Genomic DNA, 22512 nt, shown 5'->3' on the forward strand with positions numbered 1-22512 from the left:
CGGCGGCCCGCTTCGGGCATCACGCGCACGCGCTGCTCGCGACGCCGCCTTCGTCTGCGTCGTCGATCGCGGCGCGCAAGTCGTCGATTGCCACCATCAGTTCGCGGACCTGCCGCAACGACGGGTATTGATGCAGCACCGCATGCCATTGCGGCTGCGTCAGCAGCGCCTGCCAGATGACGCCCAGGCCGGACGGATCGGCGTCGGGCTGCCGCGCGAGCGCGCTCGCATATTCGAGGCTCGCCTGCGCCGACAGCAACTGCATCCGGCTCGCGGCGCCCAGCAAGCGCGGCGTCGCATCCGTGGACGCATCGCAGCAATAGAGTACTTCCCGTTGCAGCGCCGCGTCGTCGGTCGTCAATGCGCGCAGCGACGCGCCGTGCACGCGCACCGTGCCCTGGTGCGTCTCGAACGAATAGATCGTGTCCGCGTCGGCCTGCGCGAGCAGGTTCAGGCCGCGCAGCAGTCGCGGCAAATCGGTCGTCGCGGCATCCGCCGACGCCTTCGCCTCGACGAGGAAGCGCACGTTCCACACGGGCGCCGCTTCGTCGCCGCGCGTGCGTTCGAGCAGGATCGCGTCCCATTCGGTCTTTGCGCGGTCGTGGCGGCCCGGTATCGATGACGGCACGCGCATCGACGTGACCACGCGGTACGTGCGCCGCTCGTCGACCGCGTCGAGCCGGCGGGCCAGTGCGTTAAGCGCCTGCGCGGCCAGCGCTTCGACGGCCGCGCCGCGCTGTTGGGACGCAACGCCCTGCGCGACAGCGACCGTGCTGCCTTCGAGCGGCCCTTGCCGGACCCACAGCGCGCGGTATCGACGGACGTGCTCGTCCGATGCCAGCGCGTCGAGATGCAGCAGGCGTTCGAGTGCGGCACCGTCCTTCAACTTCACGATGTCCTGCTCGAAAGCGGTGTCGGTCGCCATGCCGGGCAGCGCGAGCAGTTGCTCAAGCGTGGCATGGAGTTCGCCCCACGATGCGGACGTTGCGGCCGCATGCAACCGCGCGAGCCCGTCGCGTTGCCACGCCTGGGCGCTGCGCTCGAGTTTGGCGGGGTGCGCGATCGCGTTGACCGCCGAGTGCAGCGCGCGCCGGTCCTGCTCGGCGTGCGCGTGCAGCGATGCGTATTCGCGCACGCTCGGCGCGTCGTGCCGCAGGACCGACGCCTGAAACGCGTGATCGCCGGAATGCGCATCCATCGCAGCGCGGATCATGTGCGCAAGGGCATCGATGAAGCGCTGCCGCAGATCCGTGCCGGGAGACCGGCCGTCAGTCAGCATCCGGCGTGCGTCCTCGATCACGCGCGCGAGGGTCGCCGCCGGGTTCGCGGCATCGGCTGGCGTCGACGCGCCGTCGAACGGCGGCAGCCGGTAGCGGCGCGTGACGGTGAGCAGGATTTCGTCGAGCAGGGCGGGCAGCGGTGTCAGCGACATGGCGGGTATGGGCGTGAAAGCGGTTCGCGTGCCCGCGGTTCGAACCGCGGGCGACGATGTGCAACGTTATCACGCCGGACCGGACGAAACCGGCCGGCGGGTCAGCCGGCCAACTGCATTGCGCATCACGCTGAAGCAGTCGTTGCCGGCCGCTCGCGTGATCCGCCCGTGCGGCCGGTTACGCCGTCAGCGTCACCGACAGGCTGCCGAGCTCGCCGAAGCGCACGGTCAGCGCGTCGCCGAGCGGCACGTCGATCGCGCCTGCATACGAGCCGGTCGTCACGATCTGGCCGGCGCGTGCGCCGTCACCGCGCGACGCCAGGAAATTCACCAGCCATACGAGCGGCTTGAGCGGATCGCCGTCCGGATGGCGGCCGTCGATCGTGCGATTCAGTGCGCCCTCGAACGACAGCGCGAGCGTCTCGAGCGGCACGTTCAGCCCGTCCGGCACGACCGGGCCCACGCACAGCCCCTGGTTGAACTGCCCGTCGGCGAGCAGTTCGAACTTCGACGCGCGCGCAGGCTCCGCATAGCGGCAGCCCAATACCTCCAGCACGATGCGCACTTCGCGGATCGCGCCGCGCACATCGTTTTCGTCGTACGGCTGCGCGCGGGCGGGCAGGTCGCGCTCGAGCACGAACGCGATTTCCGGCTCGATCCGCACGATCGGGCCGCCGACGACGCGGTACGGCGCATCGGCTTCGCGAATCGTCGACGCGAAGATCGGCGCGACGATCACGCGGTCGGGCGGGGGCAATGCGCATTTCCATCCGCCGATCGTTTCGCCGAGCAGATCGGCGACGCGATGCTGGATCGCGAGCGCGGTGTCGACGTTCTCGGGGCGGAAGGCGTCGGGCAACAGCGGGCCGGGCACGCCGGCATGGCGGGCGGCGACGAGATGCTGGGCGGCGCCGTCCACGCGTTCGGTAGTCGTTGTCATGTCGGTTGAGCGAGTTGAAAGTGAACCGGCAAAAAGGGGCCGGACGAAGATCGCAGCTCTGATGATAGCGCCTTCGGCGGCATGGCTGCTCGGTTGCGCGGCGCGGCTGAATGGATCCCCGCGGCAGGGAGGCGGGCGCGCCGGCAACGTCGCGGCGCATGTATTCAAAGCATCCCCGTCGTTGCGCCGGCCGGAAGCTGGTCCGCGCGGCCATGGCCGCCATCGCTTGCATCACCGGAACCACGTGGCGCTTTGCCGCACGACCGGCGTCGGGTGGACCTTGATCGCCGTCAACCTTCGAACCCGCCGTCGGCCGATGATGGGGACATGGCCACGCGCCACCGCGCGCGGCAACTCACCCCAGCGAGGTTCGTATGTACAAGAAGATCATGGTGGCCATCGACGGCAGCGCTTCGTCGAAACAGGCGCTTGCCGAGGCCGTGAAGGTGGCGCTGGCGGGCGATACGCACGTCAGCGTCGTGTACGTGGTCGACAAGTCGGTGCTGTTCACGTACGCGGGCCGCTTCGATCCGCACGCGCTCGTCGAGGAAATCCGCGACGACGGGCGCAAGGTGCTGCGTGAAGCCGAACAGATCATCGCGCTGGCTGGTGCGAAGGGCGAGGGCGAACTCGTCGAGACCGAGAGCATCGGCGAGGACATCGCGGAGCGCCTGCAGCGTTACGTGAAGGAGCATGGCATCGATCTCGCGGTGGTCGGCACGCACGGGCGGCGCGGCATCCGGCGCGTGCTGCTCGGGAGCGTCGCCGAGCGCTTCGTGCGCGGCTCGCAGTGCCCGGTGTTGCTGATTCGCGGCGACGACGGCGACGTGCCGGCGTCCGCCACGGCGGCCTGACGCGGGGGCGCGCGATGATACGTCGCCAGTACCGGATCGTCGTCGCGGCGATCGCCGTGTTCGTGTCGCTCGCGGGGATGATGGCCGTCGTAACCGGGCTGCTGTTCGACGAAGCGATCGCGCTGCGCGGCGGTGCGATCGCGATGATCATCGGCGTCGCCGGTTTCGTCGTGATGCTCAACCCGGGGCCCAAGGGCGAAGGGTGAGGCGGGGAAGGCGCCGGTCTTCCTGTCAGGGCACGTGCCGGCGCCCGGCAGTGACCGGCGGTGTCCGACGATCACTGCCTGCCGTGTGTGGCGGGCCTGTGACGTGTCACGTGCCGGTCGTACCGGACGCTGACGCACCGGCCTCGGCAGGTTTTTCCTGCACATCCAGCCGCTTCAACGTTTCCGCCAGTTCCGTGTTCTTCGGCTGAATCTTGCGCGCCTGCGCGAACGCGTCGCGCGCTTCATCCTGGCGGCCCAGCTTCCACAGCACCTCGCCCTTGTGCGTCAGGCCGGTCGCCCAGGCTTCGCGCGTGTCGCTATCCTCTTTACCATTCTTCTCGAAGATCGCGATCGAGCGGTCGAACCACGTGAGCGCTTCGTCGTTGCGGCCGAGCCGATACAGCGCCCAACCCTTGCTGTCGAGCGCATACGCATCGTCGGGCGATTTCGCGAGATGCGTGTCGATCATCGCCAGCCCGCGATCGACTGCGACGCCCGCGTCGACGAGCCGATAGCCGGTGTCGTTCAGGCGGTCGTCGGGGATCTCGCCGAGGTCAAGCACGGCGGCCACGCGGCCGGCGTCGCGTTCGGCGGTCGCGAGCGACAGCAGCTTGACGACGATCTGTTGGCGCAATTCGCTGCCGATCCGGTCACCGTTGGCGACCAGGCTGCCGAGATATTGCGTGTACAGGTCCGGCGCGCCCGGTTCGTTCGCGCTGTTCGCAATGGCGGCGCCGGGGCCCGCGCACCAGTCGGTGTCGGCCGATCCGCCCAGCATCCCGGTGTACAGATTGACGGTGCGCGGCGTGCGTGATTGCGCGTAGTACGTGTAGCCGTTCGCGTCCGAGTGGCCGCACGCCAGATATTCGTGCTCCACGTCCAGCAGGTAAGGGAAGCCGCCGAGCGGCGCGTCGCCGGCCGCATCGACCAGCCGGAACGATTCGCCCAGGTCGCCGTCGCCGATGACCGGGTTGAACACCCACTGCTTCTGCGGATGCGATTTCGGCAGCCGGATCCGCACGGTGCGGCCGGCGTCGTCGGTCGTGCCGAAGACCACGCTGTCGTGCTGGCCTGGCTTGACCGGCAGGCCAGCGATGACCTGGCCCGGCAGGAACAGCCGGTAGCGCGCATTCGGCAGCGGCTGGTGCGTGACCGGGTCGCGCAGCACGAACTGATGGACGTAAGCGCCTTTGCCGAGCGACGTCGCCGGCGTGATGTAGGTGCGGGCGTGAGCGGCGGGCAGCGTGGCGCAGCCGATGACGGCGGCAATGCATGCGGTGAAAAAGCGTGATGTCATGAAAATGCGGTTCTTATAGGTAAAGGTGTTATTGACCGACGGCCGGTAAACCATCGAATGCATTGCGCAGTCTTCTATAAACAGCATGCTGCGGGCCGGCGATTACCCGACGGGAATCGCCGTTCATTCAATGGCATTCGAGGGGGATTGCGCCCGACCGATCCAGAGGGAAACGGACGGGCAGGTGCAGCGGAGCGCCCGGGCGCAGCATAACAGGTGGTACCGCTCAATCGGCGGCGATCGAAATCCGATGGCCCTTTACAACCGGTGTTTCATTTCCTTGAATAATCAGGGTTTGCGAAAAGACCGGAGAAACGCGATCCCCCATGCGCCATTTCCTGGGCAGATTGCGTGATTTCTCCACGTCACCTGGGAAACCCGGCAGACCGATTACCCGCGCACGCGGCCCGACATGCTGAACCACGAACCGTGCGGCTGCTCGCACGGTGCTTCGTTCTCCTACTATCTGTAAAGCGCGAGCCGTCCGAAGCATCCGGTGGTGCGCAGCGCATTGGTGAAGCAGTGGCGCGAACGCCGCCGCACGCTCGCGCCGGTCGACGCCTGGCGCTCGATCGTCGAGGACGACGACGCGCGGCGTTCGTACCAGTGCCGGCGCGGGCTCGGCAGCTTCCTGCTGCCGATCCTGTTCGGCATGCTGCTCGACCTGCTGCGCGCGCGCACGCACGACCTGCTTCATGTTCCGGTACGGGATCATGTGCGTGTCGCGGATCCTCATCTACCTGTCGGAAGTGCGGCGCCCGCCCGTGGCGGGCTGAGTGCTGTTAAGCGATACCGGCAGCGTCCGGCATCGCGCGGGGCGCGTACCGCGCTTCGGGCGTTTGCGACCGTGCGCAGTTCTGTCAAACTTGCGCCCATGACACCGCGCCTCGCCCTGCCGCCTTCCTCCGATTCCGCGCCCGCGCTCGCGGGCTTTCCCGACGCCGACGAACTGGCCGCGCTGCGTGCGTGGTACGCGGGCATGACCGTGCGCCAGGCCGTCGAGCGCTACCTGCCCGGTCGGCTCGGCGACGGGCGGTCGGCGCGCGGCGTGATCGGCGCAATTCGGCGTCGCCTCGTGCGTGTCGCGCGGCAGGCCGGACGGCCCGATCTCGCCGAGCAGCTCGGCCATGCCGACAGCGAGCGCATGCAGATGGCGAAGGCCGCGACCGATGCGATCGGCATGCTGCGCCATGCGCGCGCGCCGGTGCCGCAGATCAGCGACGACGTCGGCCTGTGGCTGCCGGCGCGTGCGGTCGTCGCGCTGCGTGCGCACGGGATCGCGACGCTGGCCGACCTGACCGTGCGGATTCCGCGCCGGCGCCAGTGGTGGCGCGCGATCGCGGGGCTCGGTGTGGCGAGTGCGCGGCATATCGAGGCGTTCTTTTCCGCGCATCCCGACCTGACCGAGCGGGCGCGCGCGCTGATCGCCGCGACGCCGCGTGGCAGCATCGTGCCGTGGGAGCAACTGAAGCTGCCGCACGAGGTCGACGGATCGGCCGGCACGTTCCGCGCGCCGCGTGCCACCAGCACGCTCGATGCGGACAACGATTACGCGGCCGTGCACGCGTGGTTGTCGCTGCACGAATCGGCCGCGACGCGGCGCGCGTACCGGAAGGAGGCCGAGCGGCTGATCCTGTGGGCGATCGTCGAGCGCGGCCGTGCGCTGTCGTCGCTGACGACCGAGGATGCGGTTGCGTATCGCGCGTTCATCCGGCGCCCGACGCCGCACGAACGCTGGGTCGGCCCCGTGCGGCCGCGCGGCGCGCCGGACTGGCGGCCGTTTTCGGGCGGGCTGTCCGCGCGCTCGGCCGCGTACACGCTGTCGGTCCTCGGCGCGCTGTTCCGCTGGCTGATCGAGCAGCGCTACCTGCTCGCGAATCCGTTCGCGGGCGTCAAGGTGCGCGACACGCGCGGCGCGAATGCGCTCGACACGTCACATGCGTTCACCGAAGGCGAGTGGCTGCTTGTGCGCACAATCGCGGACGGGCTCGAGTTTCGCAAGGACAAGCCGTCCGGCGCGCCGGGATCCGGCTGGACGCCGGCCGCCGCGCAACGGCTGCGCTTCATCCTCGATTTCGGCTATGCGACCGGACTGCGCGCGAGCGAGCTGGTCGGCGCGACGCTCGGCGACATCGATACGGACGCGCACGGCGACGCGTGGCTGAAGGTGATCGGCAAAGGCAGCAAGGCCGCGCGCGTCGCGCTGCCGCCGCTCGCGCGCACGGCGCTCGATCGCTATCTGGTCGCGCGCCGGCTGCCGGTCACGCCGGTGCGCTGGCGGCCCGATACGCCGCTGATTCCGAGCCTCGCGGAAGACGGCGCCGCCGCGATCACGAGCGTGCGGCTGTGGAAGGTGATGCAGCGGTTCTTCGCGCAGACGGCCGCGCTCGTCGATGCCGACAACCCGGCGCTCGCGCAGAAGCTGCGGCGGGCGAGCCCGCACTGGATGCGGCATACGCATGCGACGCACGCGCTCGCGCGGGGGGCCGAGTTGACGACGGTGCGCGACAACCTGCGGCATGCGTCGATCTCGACGACGTCGATCTATCTGCACGGGGATGACGTGAAGCGGGCGCGGCAGATGTCGAGTGCGTTTTCGGCTGACAAATAGGCGGGACGCGAGCGGATTGAACGGAACGACACGGCATCGATGACGGTCAGAACGGTTATTCGGTCACGGAGCGGGTGAATGGCATCGAGTCAGGGAACCGTCGATTTCATCGTCGAGCAGATGGCCTTGGCCGGCACGGTGTCGGCCCGCAAAATGTTCGGCGAATACGGGATCTACTGTGACGGCAAGATGGTCGCGCTGGTGTGCGACGACCGATTGTTCGTCAAGCCGACATCGGACGGGCGTGCGTTTGTCGGCACCTGCGACGAAGCTCCACCGTATCCGGCAGCAAAGCCGCATCTCGTCATCGGAGGCGAACGCTGGGACGACCGCGAATGGCTGTCGACGCTGATCCGGATCACCGCCGCGCAATTGCCGGTCCCGGTGAAGCGAAGCCGATAGCGGTCAGCATCTTCCGTGAAACAGGCGCGCCAACCCCGCACGCCGCACTGGAGCACAAGAATGGAGACAACCCGACACCCGCAAGCCTCGCGATACGCTCGCCGCGCATGGCACGCGCTCGTCGCGGCGCTATGCGTCGGCTGGAGTGCGCTATCGTTCGGCGCGGACGGTGCGGCGGCGCTGCTCGACCGCTATCACAGCCTCGGCGAGCAGCTGAAGAACAACCCGTTCCACCGCCCGCTGTACCTCGAATCGTCCGAGGCGTCATCATCGCTGAAGGGCGACATCTACGCGATCGTCGACTATCCGTTCTCCGTCGTGAACGGCAAGCTCAACGATCCCGCGCAGGGCCCGGCCAACTGGTGCGCGGTGCTGATCCTGCACCTGAACACGAAGTATTGCCATGCATCGACCGGCAGCAGCGGCCCGGTGCTCGACGTGAACCTCGGCCGCAAGATCGAGCAGAAGCTGTCGGATACCTATCGCGTGCAGTTCCGCTACGGCGTGGCCGCCGCGACGCCCGACTACTTCCAGGTCGACCTGACCGCCGACAGCGGCCCGATGGGCACGAAGGACTACCGGATCGCGCTGGAGGCCGTGCCGATCGGCGCATCGCGCACGTTCCTGCACCTCACGTATTCGTACGGCTTCGGCACGGTCGGCCGCATGGCGATGAAGACCTACCTCGCGACGGCCGGCAGCGACAAGGTCGGGTTCACGGTCGCGAGCGGCGCATCGACGGCGCAGCCGCAATACATCGGCGGCGTGCGCGGATTGCTGGAGCGCAACACGATGCGCTACTACCTCGCGATCGACACGTATCTCGCGACGCTCGACAAACCGCTCGACCAGCGCCTCGCGCGCTGGTTCGACGCCACCGAGCAGTACCCGCAGCAACTGCACGAAGTCGAGCGGGGCGCGTATCTGCAGATGAAAGCACAGGAGGTGCAGCGGCAGCAGGCGGCGCGGTAGGGCGGCGCGAATGCGCGATGGAGCGCAGCGAGCGGACAGCTTTGGGAACGGCACCCACGCGGCTGGAGTGATGTGGAAGGATACTCGGGTGTGAGTTGCAGACACAATTCAACACAATTTTTCCCGACGTCCTGACGGGCGGCGATTATTCGCACTATCCGGATATCACCAAATAACCCGCGTGCTGTCTGTTTTTTGGGGTGTGACTACGCAGAATCGGAGAATTCGACGGAAGTTCGCCTTGTAAACTTCCGAATGAATGTGGAATAAAATCCATCGTGATCGAACGAAGGGTAGCTAAAGGGCGACGTGGGACAATGGTCGGTAATGCTTGAGAGGGCCAATGCGGATCTGCTCGAATTGCTCTGATGCCGCCCCGAAGGTCACATTGAAAAAATACATCACAAAATTCGCATCGGGGAAACCATATGGCAATAATTGGTAACAGCCTGCTTGGTATGGGTGTGCTTGCGTCACTGATCGGTATCGGGGGCTTTATAGACAGCCGTAAGGTGGATCGGAGATTCAAGACTGGCTATAAGAATAATGAGCCGGATTCTAGAAATTTTGTCCGGTCAGGAAAGATTTTGTTGTGTGGTATCGGTTTATTTTCATTTGGGTTAATGATTAACCGGGTATCGGATTCAGATGCGCAACCGACTCGAAACGAAGTGACTCACGAAGGTCCGACAGCCGGGGATCTTCCCTCTGTAGATGCAGTTCGACCGGCGAACGAGAATTCTCTGTCGGCGGCGCATGCAGCGGTTCCATCAGCATCCGGTATGTCCGATTCCGAGCCCTCGGTATCCGAAATATCTGAACAAAACGGCGGAGCCTCCGAAGTGCCGGCTGATCATGCTTTGCAAGCGCATACGTTCGCGACCAGTTTCGACTGCTCGCAAGCATCGCGCGTTGACGAATCGGCGATCTGTCACGACCCAGGTTTGGCAGCAATGGACCGGAGGTTGGCTCAGTTGTATGTGGCTGCATTGCAAACCGTCTCGGATCCAGAATCTCTCCGGCAATCAGAGTCAGACTGGCTCGCTACTCGGCATCAATGTGGCCAGAACCTTGACTGCTTGCGTCGCGCATACGGCGAGAGAATCGGCCAGTTCGTGGGTTCGCTAGGTTCGAAGCCGTTGCTTCCTGGGGACGGCAAATAGATTCACTCCGTCACCGACAACACCCGCGCGCGGCATACGCCGCGTTCGGAAGACTTTCTCCATCACCGGCTTACCCCAGTGTGCGTTTGGCTGCTTCAGTGCCGGAAGCATGGTCCATTTCGGAAACAACCTTCAGCGGCACCTCGCCAACACCCATCGCACGCTCGATCAGCAAGTCGTCGCCATGTTGTGCCAACAACTCCTGCAACCGGCCGAACTCGCCACACCAGAGCGTTTCGACATCCTTGTCGCGGGCGACATTGCGATTTGCGACGAGGGATACGGCCCGGACCTGCAGGCGGCCGGCTTGAGCCTGACCGCCGACTTCGACACCATAACCCGGCAGGGACGCTTTCTTGACAACGACGCGGCCGTCCTTCGCCCAGGCGGTCGTCATGCCCTCATGCACCTCATAGCCGAGTCGAGCCAAGCCGCTCAGGACTGCGTTGCGCCGAGCCTCCGCGGCTTGTTGCTGCCGCACCCGCGCGATCAGGTTCTGCCCATTTTGGATCAGCTCGGTCACGACGTCAGGCGAGGTGGCAATCTCGCATTGTCGAGCGCGTTCGACAAAAATCGCCGTATCTGCCGTGTCGCACGCCTGAATCTCTGCCGTCAGCTCTTCCAGTGCAGCGAGAGCCGCGCGACGTGCGCGGGCTGCCTCGATTGCACTCGACAGGTCGAGGATCAGGCTGTCGAGCAGCAGGTTTTTTCGCGCGTCGCTCACTTCGTCTTCAAGCGCATCCAATCTCGACGAGAACCCGGCAACTTCTTGTGGTTCCAGGAATACCCGTGCTTCTCCGATCCGTCGATCGAGACGATCGATCGACGGATCACGAGACGCAGCCAGTTGCGCTGCTTTCCAGGTCTGGAAGTCCGCCGACGCTTCAGCCGGCATCAGGCGATTCGCTAGCGCCTGTTGCGCATCATTGAGTGTTCGTCCCACAGCGGGCGTCAGAAGGGCGAACCCTTGCGCTAGCAGGACATCAGCATTTTCGAGTATGTCACCCGAGCGCAGGCGATCAAGCTGACTATGGAGTTCAGCCGGTATCTCGATGCCTTTCGCTACCAATGCGCCGAGCAATGCCGTCGCGCTGTGCCGTCCTTGCCGTCGGCGTTTCGCTGCCTGCTCGGCCTGGTCTACCGCCGCCTGTTGACGCCGGGCGACATCCGCCTTCAGGAAAGCAATCTCGTCGGGTACTTTCTTCTGCAAATCCATGAACGCGTCGGTGGCGATCAAGGCGGCCAACACTTCACGGCGAGCCCGGGTCGCCGCGATCTCTTCGTCCGACAGCTTGCCGGTACGTCGGCCTTCTGCAATCCATGTGACGATGGCTTGGTCAAGGCGCTGCAGATGTCCCTCGCAGATCGCGACGATTTCTTCGCGCGTCACGATCCGGACCACTTTCGGGCCGCTCATGCCGTCACCTCCTGGCTCAGGGCCAGCTCTACGGCCGCTTTCAAGCGTGCCTTCTCTGTCTCCGGATCGTGGAACCAGGCTTGTGACGAGACGCGATGCAGTTTCGGAATGGCTCGTCCCAGCACGGACGGCCGCCAGATTTCCCGGGCTCGCGCATGTTCGAGCAAGTGGTGACGCGGCGCATCGCACTCGATGCCGATCGCATAAAGCCCGGTTTCCGGGTTTGCAATCGCAAAATCAAGCCCGAAAGCATCGCCTTCCTGTGCTGGCACCGGCGACAGACCGAGATCCTGCAGATAAGCAAGCACATTTTCCGCGAATCCGTCGACGACACCCGTCTGCCGCAACTTCGCATGCGCCCGTTCGCTACTCATGCGGCCAAGCAATGCGCGGCCGGCGGGGAGTTCACCGTTCGACATCGCACGTGCGTATTCCATATAACCCTGAAGATAATCGCGCGGAATCGCCGGCTTGCGCTGCGTCGTGAGCATGTCGGAGATCTCGCGGATGGGCATCGACGTGATGAGCACGACTTTATGGCGGGCACGCGTCACTGCCACATTGAGACGACGCTCGCCTCCGCTCTGGCCAAGCACGCCAAACATGCGTCGGAAGGTTCCCTGGCCGTTTCGCCCGAAGGTCGTGGAAAAGATGATGATGTCGCGTTCGTCTCCTTGGACATTCTCGACGTTCTTCACGAATACGGCCATGTCCTCGCCACGATCCGTTCGGTCGAGTTCCTCACGGTAGGCATCGCGGAATGCCTCATCCACTTCCGCGCGCTGCTCCAGGCGCTCGAGGATGAGGTCAGCTTGCTTGCGGTTGAATGTGACCACGCCGACGGAGGGGCGCTGTGCGTAGGGCTGTTGCCATAGTTGCGCCAGATGCGCGACCACGCGATCCGCTTCGTCGCTGTTGGTCTGCTGCTCGTAAAGACCATTCACCTGGACGAGTTCGAGCGGCTTTACCTCGCGCACCGTGGCATCCGGATGACGGACGGGCACGCTGAGGTTGTTCTCGTAGAACGCTGCGTTTGAATAGCCGATCAGCTCTCGATACGCCGAACGATAGTGAATCTGCAGCGTCGACACGGGCAGCGCGCTCCGTGCCAGTTGCAGCAGGTCGGGGCAGTCCTTGATTTCACGTCGGTTCCAGGTGTCCTCGAAGCGCTCGCGTTCATCTTCCGTCGCCGCCTCGTCGGGTTGCTCGCCGTCGAAGATTTCCGTTTCGTCGCTATCCGTTCGGCTCGAAAAGAACGCCGTCGGCGGCATTTGCTTCTCGTCGCCGCTGACGATCGACACGTTGCCGCGGAACAGCGTCGGAATCGCGTATTCCACCGGCATCTGAGATGCTTCGTCATAGACGACGGAATCGAACAACCCTGATTTCAGCGGCAGTACGCGGCTGGCGACGTCGGGATTCATCAACCAGACCGGCCGCAGCGCCATCAGGCCCAGCTCCGTACCGAGTTCGATGAATTCGCGCAGACGCCGGGAGCGTCGACCGGTCAGACGCGTCACGTCTTCCCAATCACGCGCTGAACCCAGTCTGCCGTGGTCGATGCCGTTGCGAAGCATCTCGCGGTTCAGACGACGCATTTCCTCGTCGGCAGTCGCGAGTGCGTCGATCTTTGCGGTCGTTTCGCTATGGTCGAGCAGCAACTCAGGATTGTCCTGCTCCATGCGACGCTTCCATCCGAGCCGCGCTTCGCGGTTGATCATGCGCCGCACCGCGTCGTCGAGGTGTTCAGGCGGCACACGCATCAGCGAGTCTTCGTGGTCGCGCACGATGGCAAACACGTCGAACGCCTCGGCGGTGAGGTGCCGTGCTCGGGTTCGGAATTGCTGATAGGCGGCCAAGGTCGGCAGCGCATCGCCGATTCGGGTCAACGGCGCCTGATAATTGATGTTGTCGGCAATTGCCTGCTGACAGGCGGTGAAGAGTTCTGCCGAAAGCCACTCATCGAGCGGCCTCAGCGCCCGCAGACTGTGCTGGCGCGCGTTGTGCCGTACAAACGCGGTCTCGAAACCGTCGAGTAACTGTTTGACGGGCGCTCGATCTCCGGTCATCACGGCCGAGTCGAACTCGTCGCCGCGTGGCGCGATGGCAAGATGCTGCGCGAGTTCGCGAATTTCCTCGAACTGGCGCAGGCGGGTCAGGCAGGCATCGGCGAGTGCCCGCCCACAGGCGGGCTCGACCGTCTCGAGATTCAACGCCCGGCTGATCGTGTTCAAGGTGTCGCGCATCGGCCTCCAGGCCTTTTCGAGCCGGGTAGCAGCCAGCAGCTTCCTGAGCGTCTCGTCTGTCGCGGGCGCGCCGCAGCCGGTGACGAACTTCATCAAGCGACCACGCCGCAGATAAGTGATCGGGTTAAGGCGGCGCACTAGAGATGGGGCGCGAGTTGCCAACGTCGCCTGGGCCTCGAGCTTGCGGAGCTCTGGATCGGGCAAGCGCGCGACGGCTGCCGATAGCACGGCATCGAAGCCGCTGGTCTCGACGGCCAACAGATCGCGATGCAGGCCGCCGAGCGCCGTGTAATACCGATGGCCTTGCGCGTCGGCATGGTCGGCCGGACGAAATAGCGGCAACCATTGCGCAAGCCGTTTGCGTTGCGTATCGTCCAGCGCGACAAGGCGGCTGGCGTTGGCATCGAGCCAGGCCCGATATGGGGCGGGATCGTCGACATCGAATCGCGCGGGATGTGCAGTGAGCGTCTCGATTCGCAGGCGCTCCGCCTCGCGGAAACCCGCGAAGATCGCATTGAACGCTTCGAGCGTGGCGGTATCCGTCGCGAACGGCTTCAATTGCGCTAGTGCACTGCCTTCGAACTTCGACGGTAACCAGTATCGTGCTAGCGGTGCACAGTGTTCTTCTAGTGTTGTCAGTGTCGAAATATCCAGCGTGGCAAGCCGTGTACGCAACTGCGGCACGCTGACAGGCGGTGTGCCGGCTTCGAGCCGGATCAGTTCGCCGAGTAGCGCCCGATAGCTAAGGCCGGTTGATTCGTCGATGCGATGCAGTGCTGCATGCTGACGATCAAGTTCGCCCTCAAGGGCCTCGATTCTCGCGGCCATGCGTTCACGCTGGCGTATCAATCCTTGGTCGAACACGGTGCCGCGGAAGATTGCATCCAGTTGCTCGCGGACGGCCCGGATCGTTGGCTCGCGGTCCTTGTTGACGTCGTTGAGCATCACGATGCGATCGCCCAGCCCTTCGGCGACCAGACGCTTGCGAACGACGTCCAGCGCAGCATGCTTCTGGCAGACTATCAGCAAGCTTCGGCCTTGCCCGATTGCGTCGGCGACCATGTTGACAATTGTCTGGCTCTTGCCGGTACCGGGCGGCCCTTCGACCAGCAGTCCGGGCCCCTGGCGCGCCTGCAGGATTGCCGCTTCTTGCGATGGATCGCTTGCCACCGTCAGGAATCGGTCGAGTTCGGTCGAGACTGCGTCGGATGCATCGTAGGCGGATTTGTCCTTGAGCCGAAGCATCGATTCGAGCGCCGTGCCGGAAGGCGACAACTGCTTGAGCTGACGCAGATCCTCGCCGATGGCCTGGCCGGCGAAGTCGACATGAAAGAGCACACCGGCGCAGGCGAGGCGCGTCGCGCCGACGGGCATGTCGAGAGTCGGCGACGGCAATGCGCCGAGTTTCCGACTTTCCACGTCGGCCAGCAGGCCGAAGGCATCGACCACGTCGGCCGCTTTCAACGCGGAACGTCCGAGCACCTCGTCGGCTGCGACACGCCATGCCTTGGCGGCCTCCCGCCCCAGCAAGCCCTCGAGCGCCGGATTCAGGCGAACCTCCTCGCGCTCGCCGTCAAAAGCCATCGCGACCTGGCCTCGCGTGCCGAGCTCCATCAGCAATTTGACGGGCCACAAAAGGACGGGGGCGATGCGAGGGCGCGTCGTGCCGCGATGATCCTTGTAAAGCAGGAACGGGAAGCCCAGATAGAGGCCGTCGATGCCGGTATCCCGCTTGTAGAGCGAAGTCTGCCGGTACAGCGTGTTCAAGCGGCCTTCTAGCGTTCCGCTTGTACCAAACACGGCCGGGTCCACCGATACCGTCTGTACATTGCGTTGGAGCAGATGGTCGAGCAGCGCCGTGCTGGCGAATCGCTCGCCGTTCAGTTCGTGAAGATCGACCCGTCCCGTGGTTTTGCCGATGGTCATCCGTACCAACGGACCGCGCAATACGGTTGTGGCGACTTTTTTCTCGAAGAAGTCGAGGATCTGCGACACGTATTGCTGCTTCTGCGGTTCAAGCCACTGCTCGACGGGAACGGACAACAGAACGACCACTTCGTGCAGCGGCAAGCGGCGTTCTAACCGGAACTGCTCTGCCCATTCATCGACCGCCTGATTTCCAGTACGCGCGAATCCGGCGATTCGGTCATCGACAGAGTGGAACAGCTCGACGCGCGGCAGCGCAAGTGCGGACCGGGCCGCCTGGCGGTCAAAAACCAAAATCTGTTCTCGCTCTGCGATGACTGCCGCTTGATCGAGGATCTCGTCGACCGAACGAAACTGTGAAATTGCCGCGCTCAACAGAACGATAAGGTCTTCCTCGCTGAGGACGCGGCGTTCCGACAGCGACAGCAGGCCGTGATGATCGGAATCCGGCAACAAAAGGCGTCGTTCTTCCCATTGCGCAGCCAATTGGGCGCGCGAGGTGGAAAGCAGCGCGACGCGCACCATGTCCTCGTCCAGTTCGATGCCAAGATGCGCAGCCCGGTGTCGCACTTCATCGGCTCGAGAGCGTAGCCTGGACAGCCAGCTTTCGGTGCCGAGTCGCTCCAGGAATGTTGGCACCGGCCCGGTCACCAGGTCGTAACCCTCCAACGGGTTTTGCAGCAACCAACCGGGCGTGACAATATCGCCGCGCAGAATAAGCGGCATGTCGGGATTCAACAGCTTGAGCGCGATCATCAGGCGGCAATCGTCATCAACGCCGTCGAGTTGAGCAACCTGACGCAGGCCAGCCAGCGCTTTCCCACCGACACCGGCTTGTTCTGCCCATGTCAATACAATGCCGCGATTCAGGTGGTCGCGTGCCGCTTCCCAATTCTCGCGCTCGGCAGCGGCCAGCGCGAAGACCGCCGGCTTGCGATATAGCCGAGCGCCCAATGCGATGCTGGCACCTTCGTCGTTATCGGAATCTACAGTCGCTACCGAGGGTGCATCTACCGGTTTGCCGTCCAGCCAGGCTCTGACTTGTGGCCATTGCCAGCGTTGATGCCGATCACGTGCCAGCAGGCCGCGCAGCAAGAGGTGAAGCGACGGATCCAGATCGTCCGGCAGCGTGACGCCGTTGGCCAGCACGTGAATCAGAAACGCGCGCGGGTTGATGCCCTCGAAGCAGCGGCCGTCGGTCAGCTGCTCGAGCAGGATCATACCGAGGCTCCACCAGTCGGACGCCGCGGCAACACCGCCTGCAATGGCCTCGGGCGCCATATAGCGCGTTATTTCGAGCGGTGAGACGATATCGAGATCGAATTCGGACAGCCGTGCCGAACCGAAGCCACTGATGACGAGGTCCAGGGGTTCGCGGCTGCGCACAAGCAGCGTTCCGGGCCGCAGGTCCCGATGCCGAAGACCCGCGTCCGAAAACGCCTGCAGAGCCTGACCAAGTTCATCGATCACATGGCGGATCGTCGCGATATCGCGTACGGCTATGCCGAGATCCGCCAGCGTCCCGCCGCTCATTTCCTCGGCGACTTCGTAAGCACGTTGATCCCAGCGTCCGGTAGCGATGATGTCCGGCACGTGCTCGCGAGGTAGGCGGCGAACCACATCGTAGACCGCCGGGTCAGGTTCGGCACCTGGTCGATAAAGCGTCACGATTGCCTGCCTGCCGCTCTCGTCCTGCTGGGCCACGTAGCGTTCGCGCACGCCGTCCGCGCTGGAAATCTGACGCAATAGTCGCCAGCCGTCGATCCGCGTTTCTTCGAGAGGCACCCGCGACGAGTCCTCCGTCGAGTGATCTGCGGAAGCCTCAACGCCGACGCCGAGCTGGTGCGCGTCAGCTGGTACGGCAGGATCCGCGCCACATTCGAGGCACATGAGGTCGCCGTCGTTCATCGGGTGGCCGTTCGCGCACGACAATGATGTCTGCACAGCGGCTCCCGACGCGCCCGAAGCCACTTGCTGATTGACGGTCTCGACCGTGACCACGTCCTGGGGGCGCCAGCCGGTCGCACGGATCAGTACGCCGGACAAGTCCCAGTTGCAAATGGCATCGCCGACCGTGCCGGCACAGAACCACTCGTCGACCGACCGCTCGGTTCGGCAATTCGGACAAAAACGCATCATGGCTGACATTTCCTGTCTTATCTATTTCTCGCCTTGTCGGCACTGATCCGGACGTGATGGCCCTGATCGGTCAATAGGTCTCTCAATCGTTGAAAGTCGTCACGGTCCGGTATCCCCGCGAACCAGACGCTACCATCCTCGTCGAACATTACGTCCAGTGCCTTGCCGTCGTTCCGGGGCGTGTGTTCGTACTGTGCAAAACACGCGTGGCCGAGTGCCGTGAGGCAGTGCAATCGCTGATTGTCGCTGCCGCGCAGCGGGAGTGTCTGCGGGGCGTCGATGTCGAACGGATCGGAGATCAGCGCATCGATCAGGCCGTCGGCTCGGGCCAGGGTATTGGCCAAGGATTCGATTGTGTAGCCGCTGTAGACGAGGATGTCGCCTGTCGATAGCTGCCGCATGCCATGCAGGAGCGCAATGAGCGCATCGGACTGATCGAACGGCTCTCCACCCGAGATCGTAATGCCAGTGGATTCAGGCAACCAGGTCCGGACCTGCGCCAATATGGCGTCTACGGTGGTTTCGCCTCCGGCGTTTGCCCAGGTATCCATCGATATGCAGCCCTGGCATCGGATTGCGCAACCCTGAAACCAGATGCCGATCCGCTGTCCCGGCCCGAGCGTCGTCACGGGAAAGTGCAGGCGCGAAATGCGGATGTCCATGGCCTAGCGCTTTTGCAAGTGGAACGCACCCGAGTCGATGCCCGAGATGACGAACTGATCGCCGACGTTCGCATCTTGATCGAACAGGCCGCGTGCGAGTGGGTTGAGCAGATGCGCTTCGATCTGGTTTCGGATGCCGCGGCCACCGTTGGATAGATCGCCGAGACATCTCGCCTGAAGCGCTGCCTTGGAACAGGCGTCCAGGTCGACGGTGATGCCCTGGGAGGCGACGTCGTCGAGCACGGCACTGACCATCTGCTCGAAGATATCCGTCGCGACATCCTCGCGGATGAAGTCGAAGACGATAATGTTCTCGCCGATGCGGTTCAGGATTTCGGGTCGGTTCAGGACCAGCTTGAAATGCCGCTGGATTTCCCCGAGTACTTTCTTCTGGATTTCCGCAAAGTCGTTTCCTGGTTGGATATTCGCCACCCGCTGACCCGATTCGTCCTGGCGGTAAATGCCGAGGTTCGACGTGAAAACGATCAACGCTTCGGAAAAGTACACGCGATCACCGCGCCCCGATGTCAGCACGCCGTCATCGAGAATTTGCAGAAACTTGTCGAGAATGCGCGGATGCGCTTTTTCGATTTCGTCGAAGAGCACCACGCTGAACGGGCGTTCGCGAATTGCATTCGTCAATTCTCCGCCGACGTCGTAGCCAACGTAGCCAGGCGGCGCGCCGATGAGCCGCTGGTCGGCGTGTTCCGCACTGAATTCCGACATGTCGAAGCGGATGTAGGCACTTTCGTCACCGAACAACAGGCTCGTGATTGTCTTGGCAAGTTCTGTTTTTCCGACACCGGTCGGGCCGGCGAGGAATGCGACACCGCGCGGCCGGTTTCCTTTCCGCTGAGAACCCACACCCGTCATGGCGCGCTTGACGAGGTCGAGCATGTGCGTGACTGCGTGCGCTTGCCCTTTGACACGCCGGCGAATGAAAGCGTCGGCGTAACGGATCTTGTCGCGGTCGATCTGCTGCCACGGATCCTCGGTGACGCCGACCTTATAACGCCGCACGGCATCGGCAATTTTCTCGATAGGAACCTGCTCGACGCGGGCGAGCGTGGCGATCGCATTCATGTCGGCGAGCAGCAATCCCTCGGAACCGTCGACGAATGCGGATTCCGCCTTGGCAAGACTGTCCGGTGTAGTGGCATGGGCACCGGGTACGCCACGCAGCAATGCGCCGGCCAACGCCCGACGTGCGGCACTATCGGGTTTCGACACCGGAATATGCCGTATGCGCGGATTGTCGATCAGCAACCAGTCTGGCAGATCGCCTTCCTTGTCGACGATCCAGATCACGGTATTAAAAAACGGACGTCGCAATTCTCCCGCAGGGCGTGGCGCAGCCATATGCGCCAGTACCAATGCACGCGTGAAAAGTGTGTGTTCGGCCGGGTTCAGCGATTCGGCGCGAATTGCCAACCGAGAAGCAAAATCGACGACGAGGGCGATCGGCAGACCGGGTAGTGTGGACAGGCGTTCAAGGCATGCAGTGAGCGCATCGATGCCGCCCGGCGCCGTGCCATCCACAGGCGTCAGGCCGAGACGTCGTAGGGTTTCATCGGCAGGCTCCGCTGGCGGCACCCGGCTATCGGGCACCGTGAAGCCAGAAATCGGATTCCAGACGACCAACTGCGCATAGCCCGTCTCCCGGAGATTGTCGCCGAGCGTACTTACCAGCGACTGCGCCGTCACAACTTCAGGGGCAACCTCACCGGCCTGTAAATCGCGCACATTTCCCGATAGCACGAACTGGCTTTTCAATGGGAGGAAACGCAGTAGATCCCGTAACCATCTTGGTTTGATATAGGCAGGCATATCGTGACGGCGCGCGAAGAAAACTAAAGCAAAACATTATCATAGCCTTCCGACCGGTATATGCCGAATGAATAGAGGTACTGGAAACGGGTCGACATGTCTCCACGCGTCGAGAAGTGAATATCGACGGTCGTGCTCATTTTCCCGTTTAGCCCAACAACCCCGCGACGACATTGGCGATCTGCTGCAGCAGCGCCTCGTCATCTGCAGATGAAAGCACAGGAGGTGCAGCGGCAGCAGGCGGCGCGATGACGCCGCCTGCCGCCGGGCTGCCTGGCGTCGATCAGTCGATCAGTTCGACGCGCCGCCGACCGTGCGAATGCTGTGCCACTGTCCCTGTTCGACGCGGAACAGCGTGTACGGCGGCTTGATCAGGTCGCCGCGCTCGTCGAACGAGATCTTCCCGGTCACGCCGGTGACCGACACCCCCGGCAGGCTCGCGACGATCTTGGCACGGTCGACCGAACCGGCCTTGTGGACCGCCGCGATCATCGCGAGCGCCGCGTCGTACGCGAACGGCGCATAGAGCTCGACGTCCTGGTTGAAGCGCGCCTTGTAGCGCTGCGCGAACGCGATCGCGGACGGCAGCTTGTCGAGCGCCGGCCCCGGCTCGAGATCCTGCGTGCCTTCGCCCGCGGTGCCGGCGATCTTCAGGAACGCATTGCTCTTGAGCGCGCCGGCGCCAAACAGCTGCGCGCGGATGCCGAGCGAGCGCATCTGCTTGACGAGCATCGCACCCTGTTCGTCGAGGCCGCCGAAGAACAGCAGGTCGACGTTGTTGCTCTTCATCGTCGTCAGGATGCCGCGGAAATCGACGGCCTTGTCGTTCGTGTATTCGCGACCGACGACGCTGCCGTGCGCGTCCTTCACGCCTTTCTCGAATGCGTCGGCGAGCCCCTGGCCGAACGCGGTGCGGTCGTCGATGATGCCGATCCGCTTCGCCTTCAACTGCTCGACCGCGAAGCGGCCGGCCACCACGCCGCCTACACCGTCGTGCCCCATCGTGCGGAACACGTTCTTGAAGCCTTGCATCGTCAGTTGAGGATTGGTCGATCCGGGCGTGATCATCGCGATGTTCGCCTGCTTGTAGACGGCCGACGCGGGAATGCTGCAGCCCGAGTTGTAGTGGCCGATCACGCCGACCACGCCGTCGTCGACGAGCTTCTGCGCGACCTGGATCGCGATGCGCGGGTCGGCCTGGTCGTCCTGTACGTCGAGCACGAAGCGCACGGGCTTGCCGCCGACGGTCGGATGTTTCGCGTTCTCCTCGTCGAGCGCGAGTTGCGCGCCGTATTGCAGATCCTTGCCGACGCGCGCGACCGGCCCCGTCAGCGGGCCGGCGAAGCCGATCTTGATGGGTTCCGGGTCCGCGGCCTGCGCGGACGCAGCGACCGTGCCGATCGAGCAGACGGCCAGCCATGCCAGCCAGTTACGACGATTCATGATGCCTCCTTGCAGGGGTGAAGGTTGCGGCGCGCGTCAGAATCGCGCGGCCCGGTAAGGTGCGAGGTCCAGCGGCGGCGCGCGTTGCGCGACGAGATCGGCGACGATCCGCCCGGTGATGCCGGCGAGCGTGACGCCGAGATGCTGGTGGCCGAATGCGTGGATCACGCGCTCGCTGTGCCGCGCGCGGCCGATCACGGGTACGCCGTCCGGCAGCGTCGGCCGAAAGCCGAGCCAGCTGCGCGTCGGCGTGCCGAGCGACGGCAGCGCTTCGCGCGCGGAACGCGTGAGCAGCGCAACCAGCGAGCGGTTCATGCCGGCATCGAAGCCGCCCAGTTCAACCGTACCGGCCGCGCGCAACCCTTCGTCGAGCGGTGTCATGTAGAACCCGCGCTCGGCCCAGCCGACCGGCCGCGTGACGATCCGCTCATGCGCGGCGAACTGCACGTGGTAGCCGCGCTCGGTATCGAGCGGCACGGTGTCGCCGCACGCGGCGGCGAACGCGCGCGAGCGGGCGCCGGCGGCAATCACCACATGATCGAAGAGGCCGGCCGTACCGCCCGCATGCACGGCCACGCCGTCGCCGACGGGCTCGATCCGTTCGACCTGCGCGCGTTCGAGCGTCGCGCCGCCGGTTGCGAGGTGCGCGAACAGCGCGTCGAGAAATCCGCATGGATCGGAGAAGTGCCAGCTTCCATGGAATAGCACGCCGCGCGTGAAGATCGGCGCGAGTGCGGGCTCGAGCCGGCGGATCGCGTCCGCGTCGAGCGTATCGAACGGCACGCCGAGCCGGCGCCGCAGCGCCAGCGACGGCTGCGCGGCGTCGAACGACGCCTGCCGTGCGTACAGATACAGGCATTCGCGCGGCCGCACGAATGCCGCGAGTCGCGGGGAAGCGAGCAGCGGCGCATAGCCGTCGGCGGCGCGCGACAGCAGCGCGGCCAGCGCGCCGGCGCTGCGTGCGTGACGCGCGGG

Annotated in this window: 15 protein-coding genes and 2 pseudogenes; 8 read left to right on the forward strand and 9 right to left on the reverse strand. The window is 64.5% G+C overall.

The window, feature by feature from the left end; translation table 11 throughout:
* Window positions 1–19 precede the first annotated feature (19 nt).
* Both F3J14_RS10740 and F3J14_RS10745 read right to left on the reverse strand, forming a co-directional pair.
* Entirely contained in the window at window positions 20–1432 is a 1413-nt protein-coding gene (locus F3J14_RS10740) for a 3-deoxy-D-arabino-heptulosonate 7-phosphate synthase (protein WP_166722951.1), read from the reverse strand.
* A gap of 178 nt (window positions 1433–1610) precedes the next feature.
* Window positions 1611–2372: a fumarylacetoacetate hydrolase family protein gene (locus F3J14_RS10745; RefSeq protein WP_166722952.1), complete on the reverse strand. Its 762-nt coding sequence runs from the start codon at window positions 2370–2372 to the stop codon at window positions 1611–1613.
* Window positions 2373–2746: 374 nt separating this feature from the next.
* Between F3J14_RS10745 and F3J14_RS10750 the strand changes: the two genes are divergently transcribed.
* Both F3J14_RS10750 and F3J14_RS10755 read left to right on the forward strand, forming a co-directional pair.
* Entirely contained in the window at window positions 2747–3226 is a 480-nt protein-coding gene (locus F3J14_RS10750) for a universal stress protein (RefSeq protein ID WP_166722953.1), read from the forward strand.
* A gap of 14 nt (window positions 3227–3240) precedes the next feature.
* Window positions 3241–3432 (forward strand): DUF2964 family protein, encoded by a 192-nt coding sequence (locus F3J14_RS10755; protein ID WP_166722954.1) that lies wholly within the window; start codon window positions 3241–3243, stop codon window positions 3430–3432.
* Between the two features lie 106 nt (window positions 3433–3538).
* Here F3J14_RS10755 and F3J14_RS10760 read toward each other — a convergent pair whose 3' ends face one another.
* The gene (locus tag F3J14_RS10760) at window positions 3539–4729 is read right to left on the reverse strand and encodes a tetratricopeptide repeat protein (protein ID WP_247682183.1); all 1191 of its coding nucleotides are present in this window, start codon (window positions 4727–4729) and stop codon (window positions 3539–3541) included.
* A gap of 364 nt (window positions 4730–5093) precedes the next feature.
* Here F3J14_RS10760 and F3J14_RS10765 point away from each other — a divergent pair.
* From F3J14_RS10765 to F3J14_RS10785, 6 genes and pseudogenes are all read left to right on the forward strand, one after another.
* A pseudogene (locus tag F3J14_RS10765) lies at window positions 5094–5363 on the forward strand (hypothetical protein); the annotation flags it as partial.
* Window positions 5346–5505: pseudogene (locus F3J14_RS35620) on the forward strand (MFS transporter); the annotation flags it as partial. The pseudogenes F3J14_RS10765 and F3J14_RS35620, both read left to right, overlap by 18 nt.
* Window positions 5506–5603: 98 nt before the next feature.
* Window positions 5604–7340, forward strand: coding sequence for a site-specific integrase (locus F3J14_RS10770; protein WP_166722956.1), 1737 nt, complete (start codon window positions 5604–5606; stop codon window positions 7338–7340).
* Window positions 7341–7418: 78 nt separating this feature from the next.
* On the forward strand, window positions 7419–7742 hold the full coding sequence (locus F3J14_RS10775; protein WP_166722957.1) for a TfoX/Sxy family protein: 324 nt from the start codon (window positions 7419–7421) through the stop codon (window positions 7740–7742).
* Between the two features lie 60 nt (window positions 7743–7802).
* The gene (locus F3J14_RS10780) at window positions 7803–8714 is read left to right on the forward strand and encodes a hypothetical protein (protein ID WP_166722958.1); all 912 of its coding nucleotides are present in this window, start codon (window positions 7803–7805) and stop codon (window positions 8712–8714) included.
* A 428-nt stretch (window positions 8715–9142) separates the two neighbouring features.
* Window positions 9143–9877: a lysozyme inhibitor LprI family protein gene (locus F3J14_RS10785; RefSeq protein WP_166722959.1), complete on the forward strand. Its 735-nt coding sequence runs from the start codon at window positions 9143–9145 to the stop codon at window positions 9875–9877.
* Between the two features lie 70 nt (window positions 9878–9947).
* On the opposite strand, the gene F3J14_RS10790 is transcribed toward F3J14_RS10785, so the two are convergent.
* The 6 genes from F3J14_RS10790 to F3J14_RS10815 form a co-directional block, all read right to left on the reverse strand.
* Window positions 9948–11294 (reverse strand): hypothetical protein, encoded by a 1347-nt coding sequence (locus F3J14_RS10790; RefSeq protein ID WP_166722960.1) that lies wholly within the window; start codon window positions 11292–11294, stop codon window positions 9948–9950.
* Window positions 11291–17605 (reverse strand): AAA domain-containing protein, encoded by a 6315-nt coding sequence (locus F3J14_RS10795; RefSeq protein WP_166722966.1) that lies wholly within the window; start codon window positions 17603–17605, stop codon window positions 11291–11293. The genes F3J14_RS10790 and F3J14_RS10795 overlap by 4 nt, the downstream gene beginning before the upstream one ends.
* A gap of 17 nt (window positions 17606–17622) precedes the next feature.
* A complete protein-coding gene (locus F3J14_RS10800) occupies window positions 17623–18267 on the reverse strand; it encodes a 4Fe-4S single cluster domain-containing protein (RefSeq protein WP_166722961.1) in 645 nt (214 codons plus the stop codon).
* Window positions 18268–18270: 3 nt separating this feature from the next.
* Entirely contained in the window at window positions 18271–20094 is a 1824-nt protein-coding gene (locus F3J14_RS10805) for an AAA family ATPase (RefSeq protein ID WP_166722962.1), read from the reverse strand.
* Window positions 20095–20385: 291 nt separating this feature from the next.
* Complete coding sequence (locus tag F3J14_RS10810) at window positions 20386–21537, reverse strand: branched-chain amino acid ABC transporter substrate-binding protein (RefSeq protein WP_166722963.1); 1152 nt, start codon at window positions 21535–21537, stop codon at window positions 20386–20388.
* A 36-nt stretch (window positions 21538–21573) separates the two neighbouring features.
* On the reverse strand, window positions 21574–22512 hold a 939-nt coding region (locus tag F3J14_RS10815; protein WP_166722964.1), incomplete at its 5' end, for an FAD-dependent oxidoreductase.

Source organism: Burkholderia sp. Tr-862 (genome assembly GCF_011753085.1).
GTDB classification, from domain to species: domain Bacteria; phylum Pseudomonadota; class Gammaproteobacteria; order Burkholderiales; family Burkholderiaceae; genus Burkholderia; species Burkholderia ambifaria.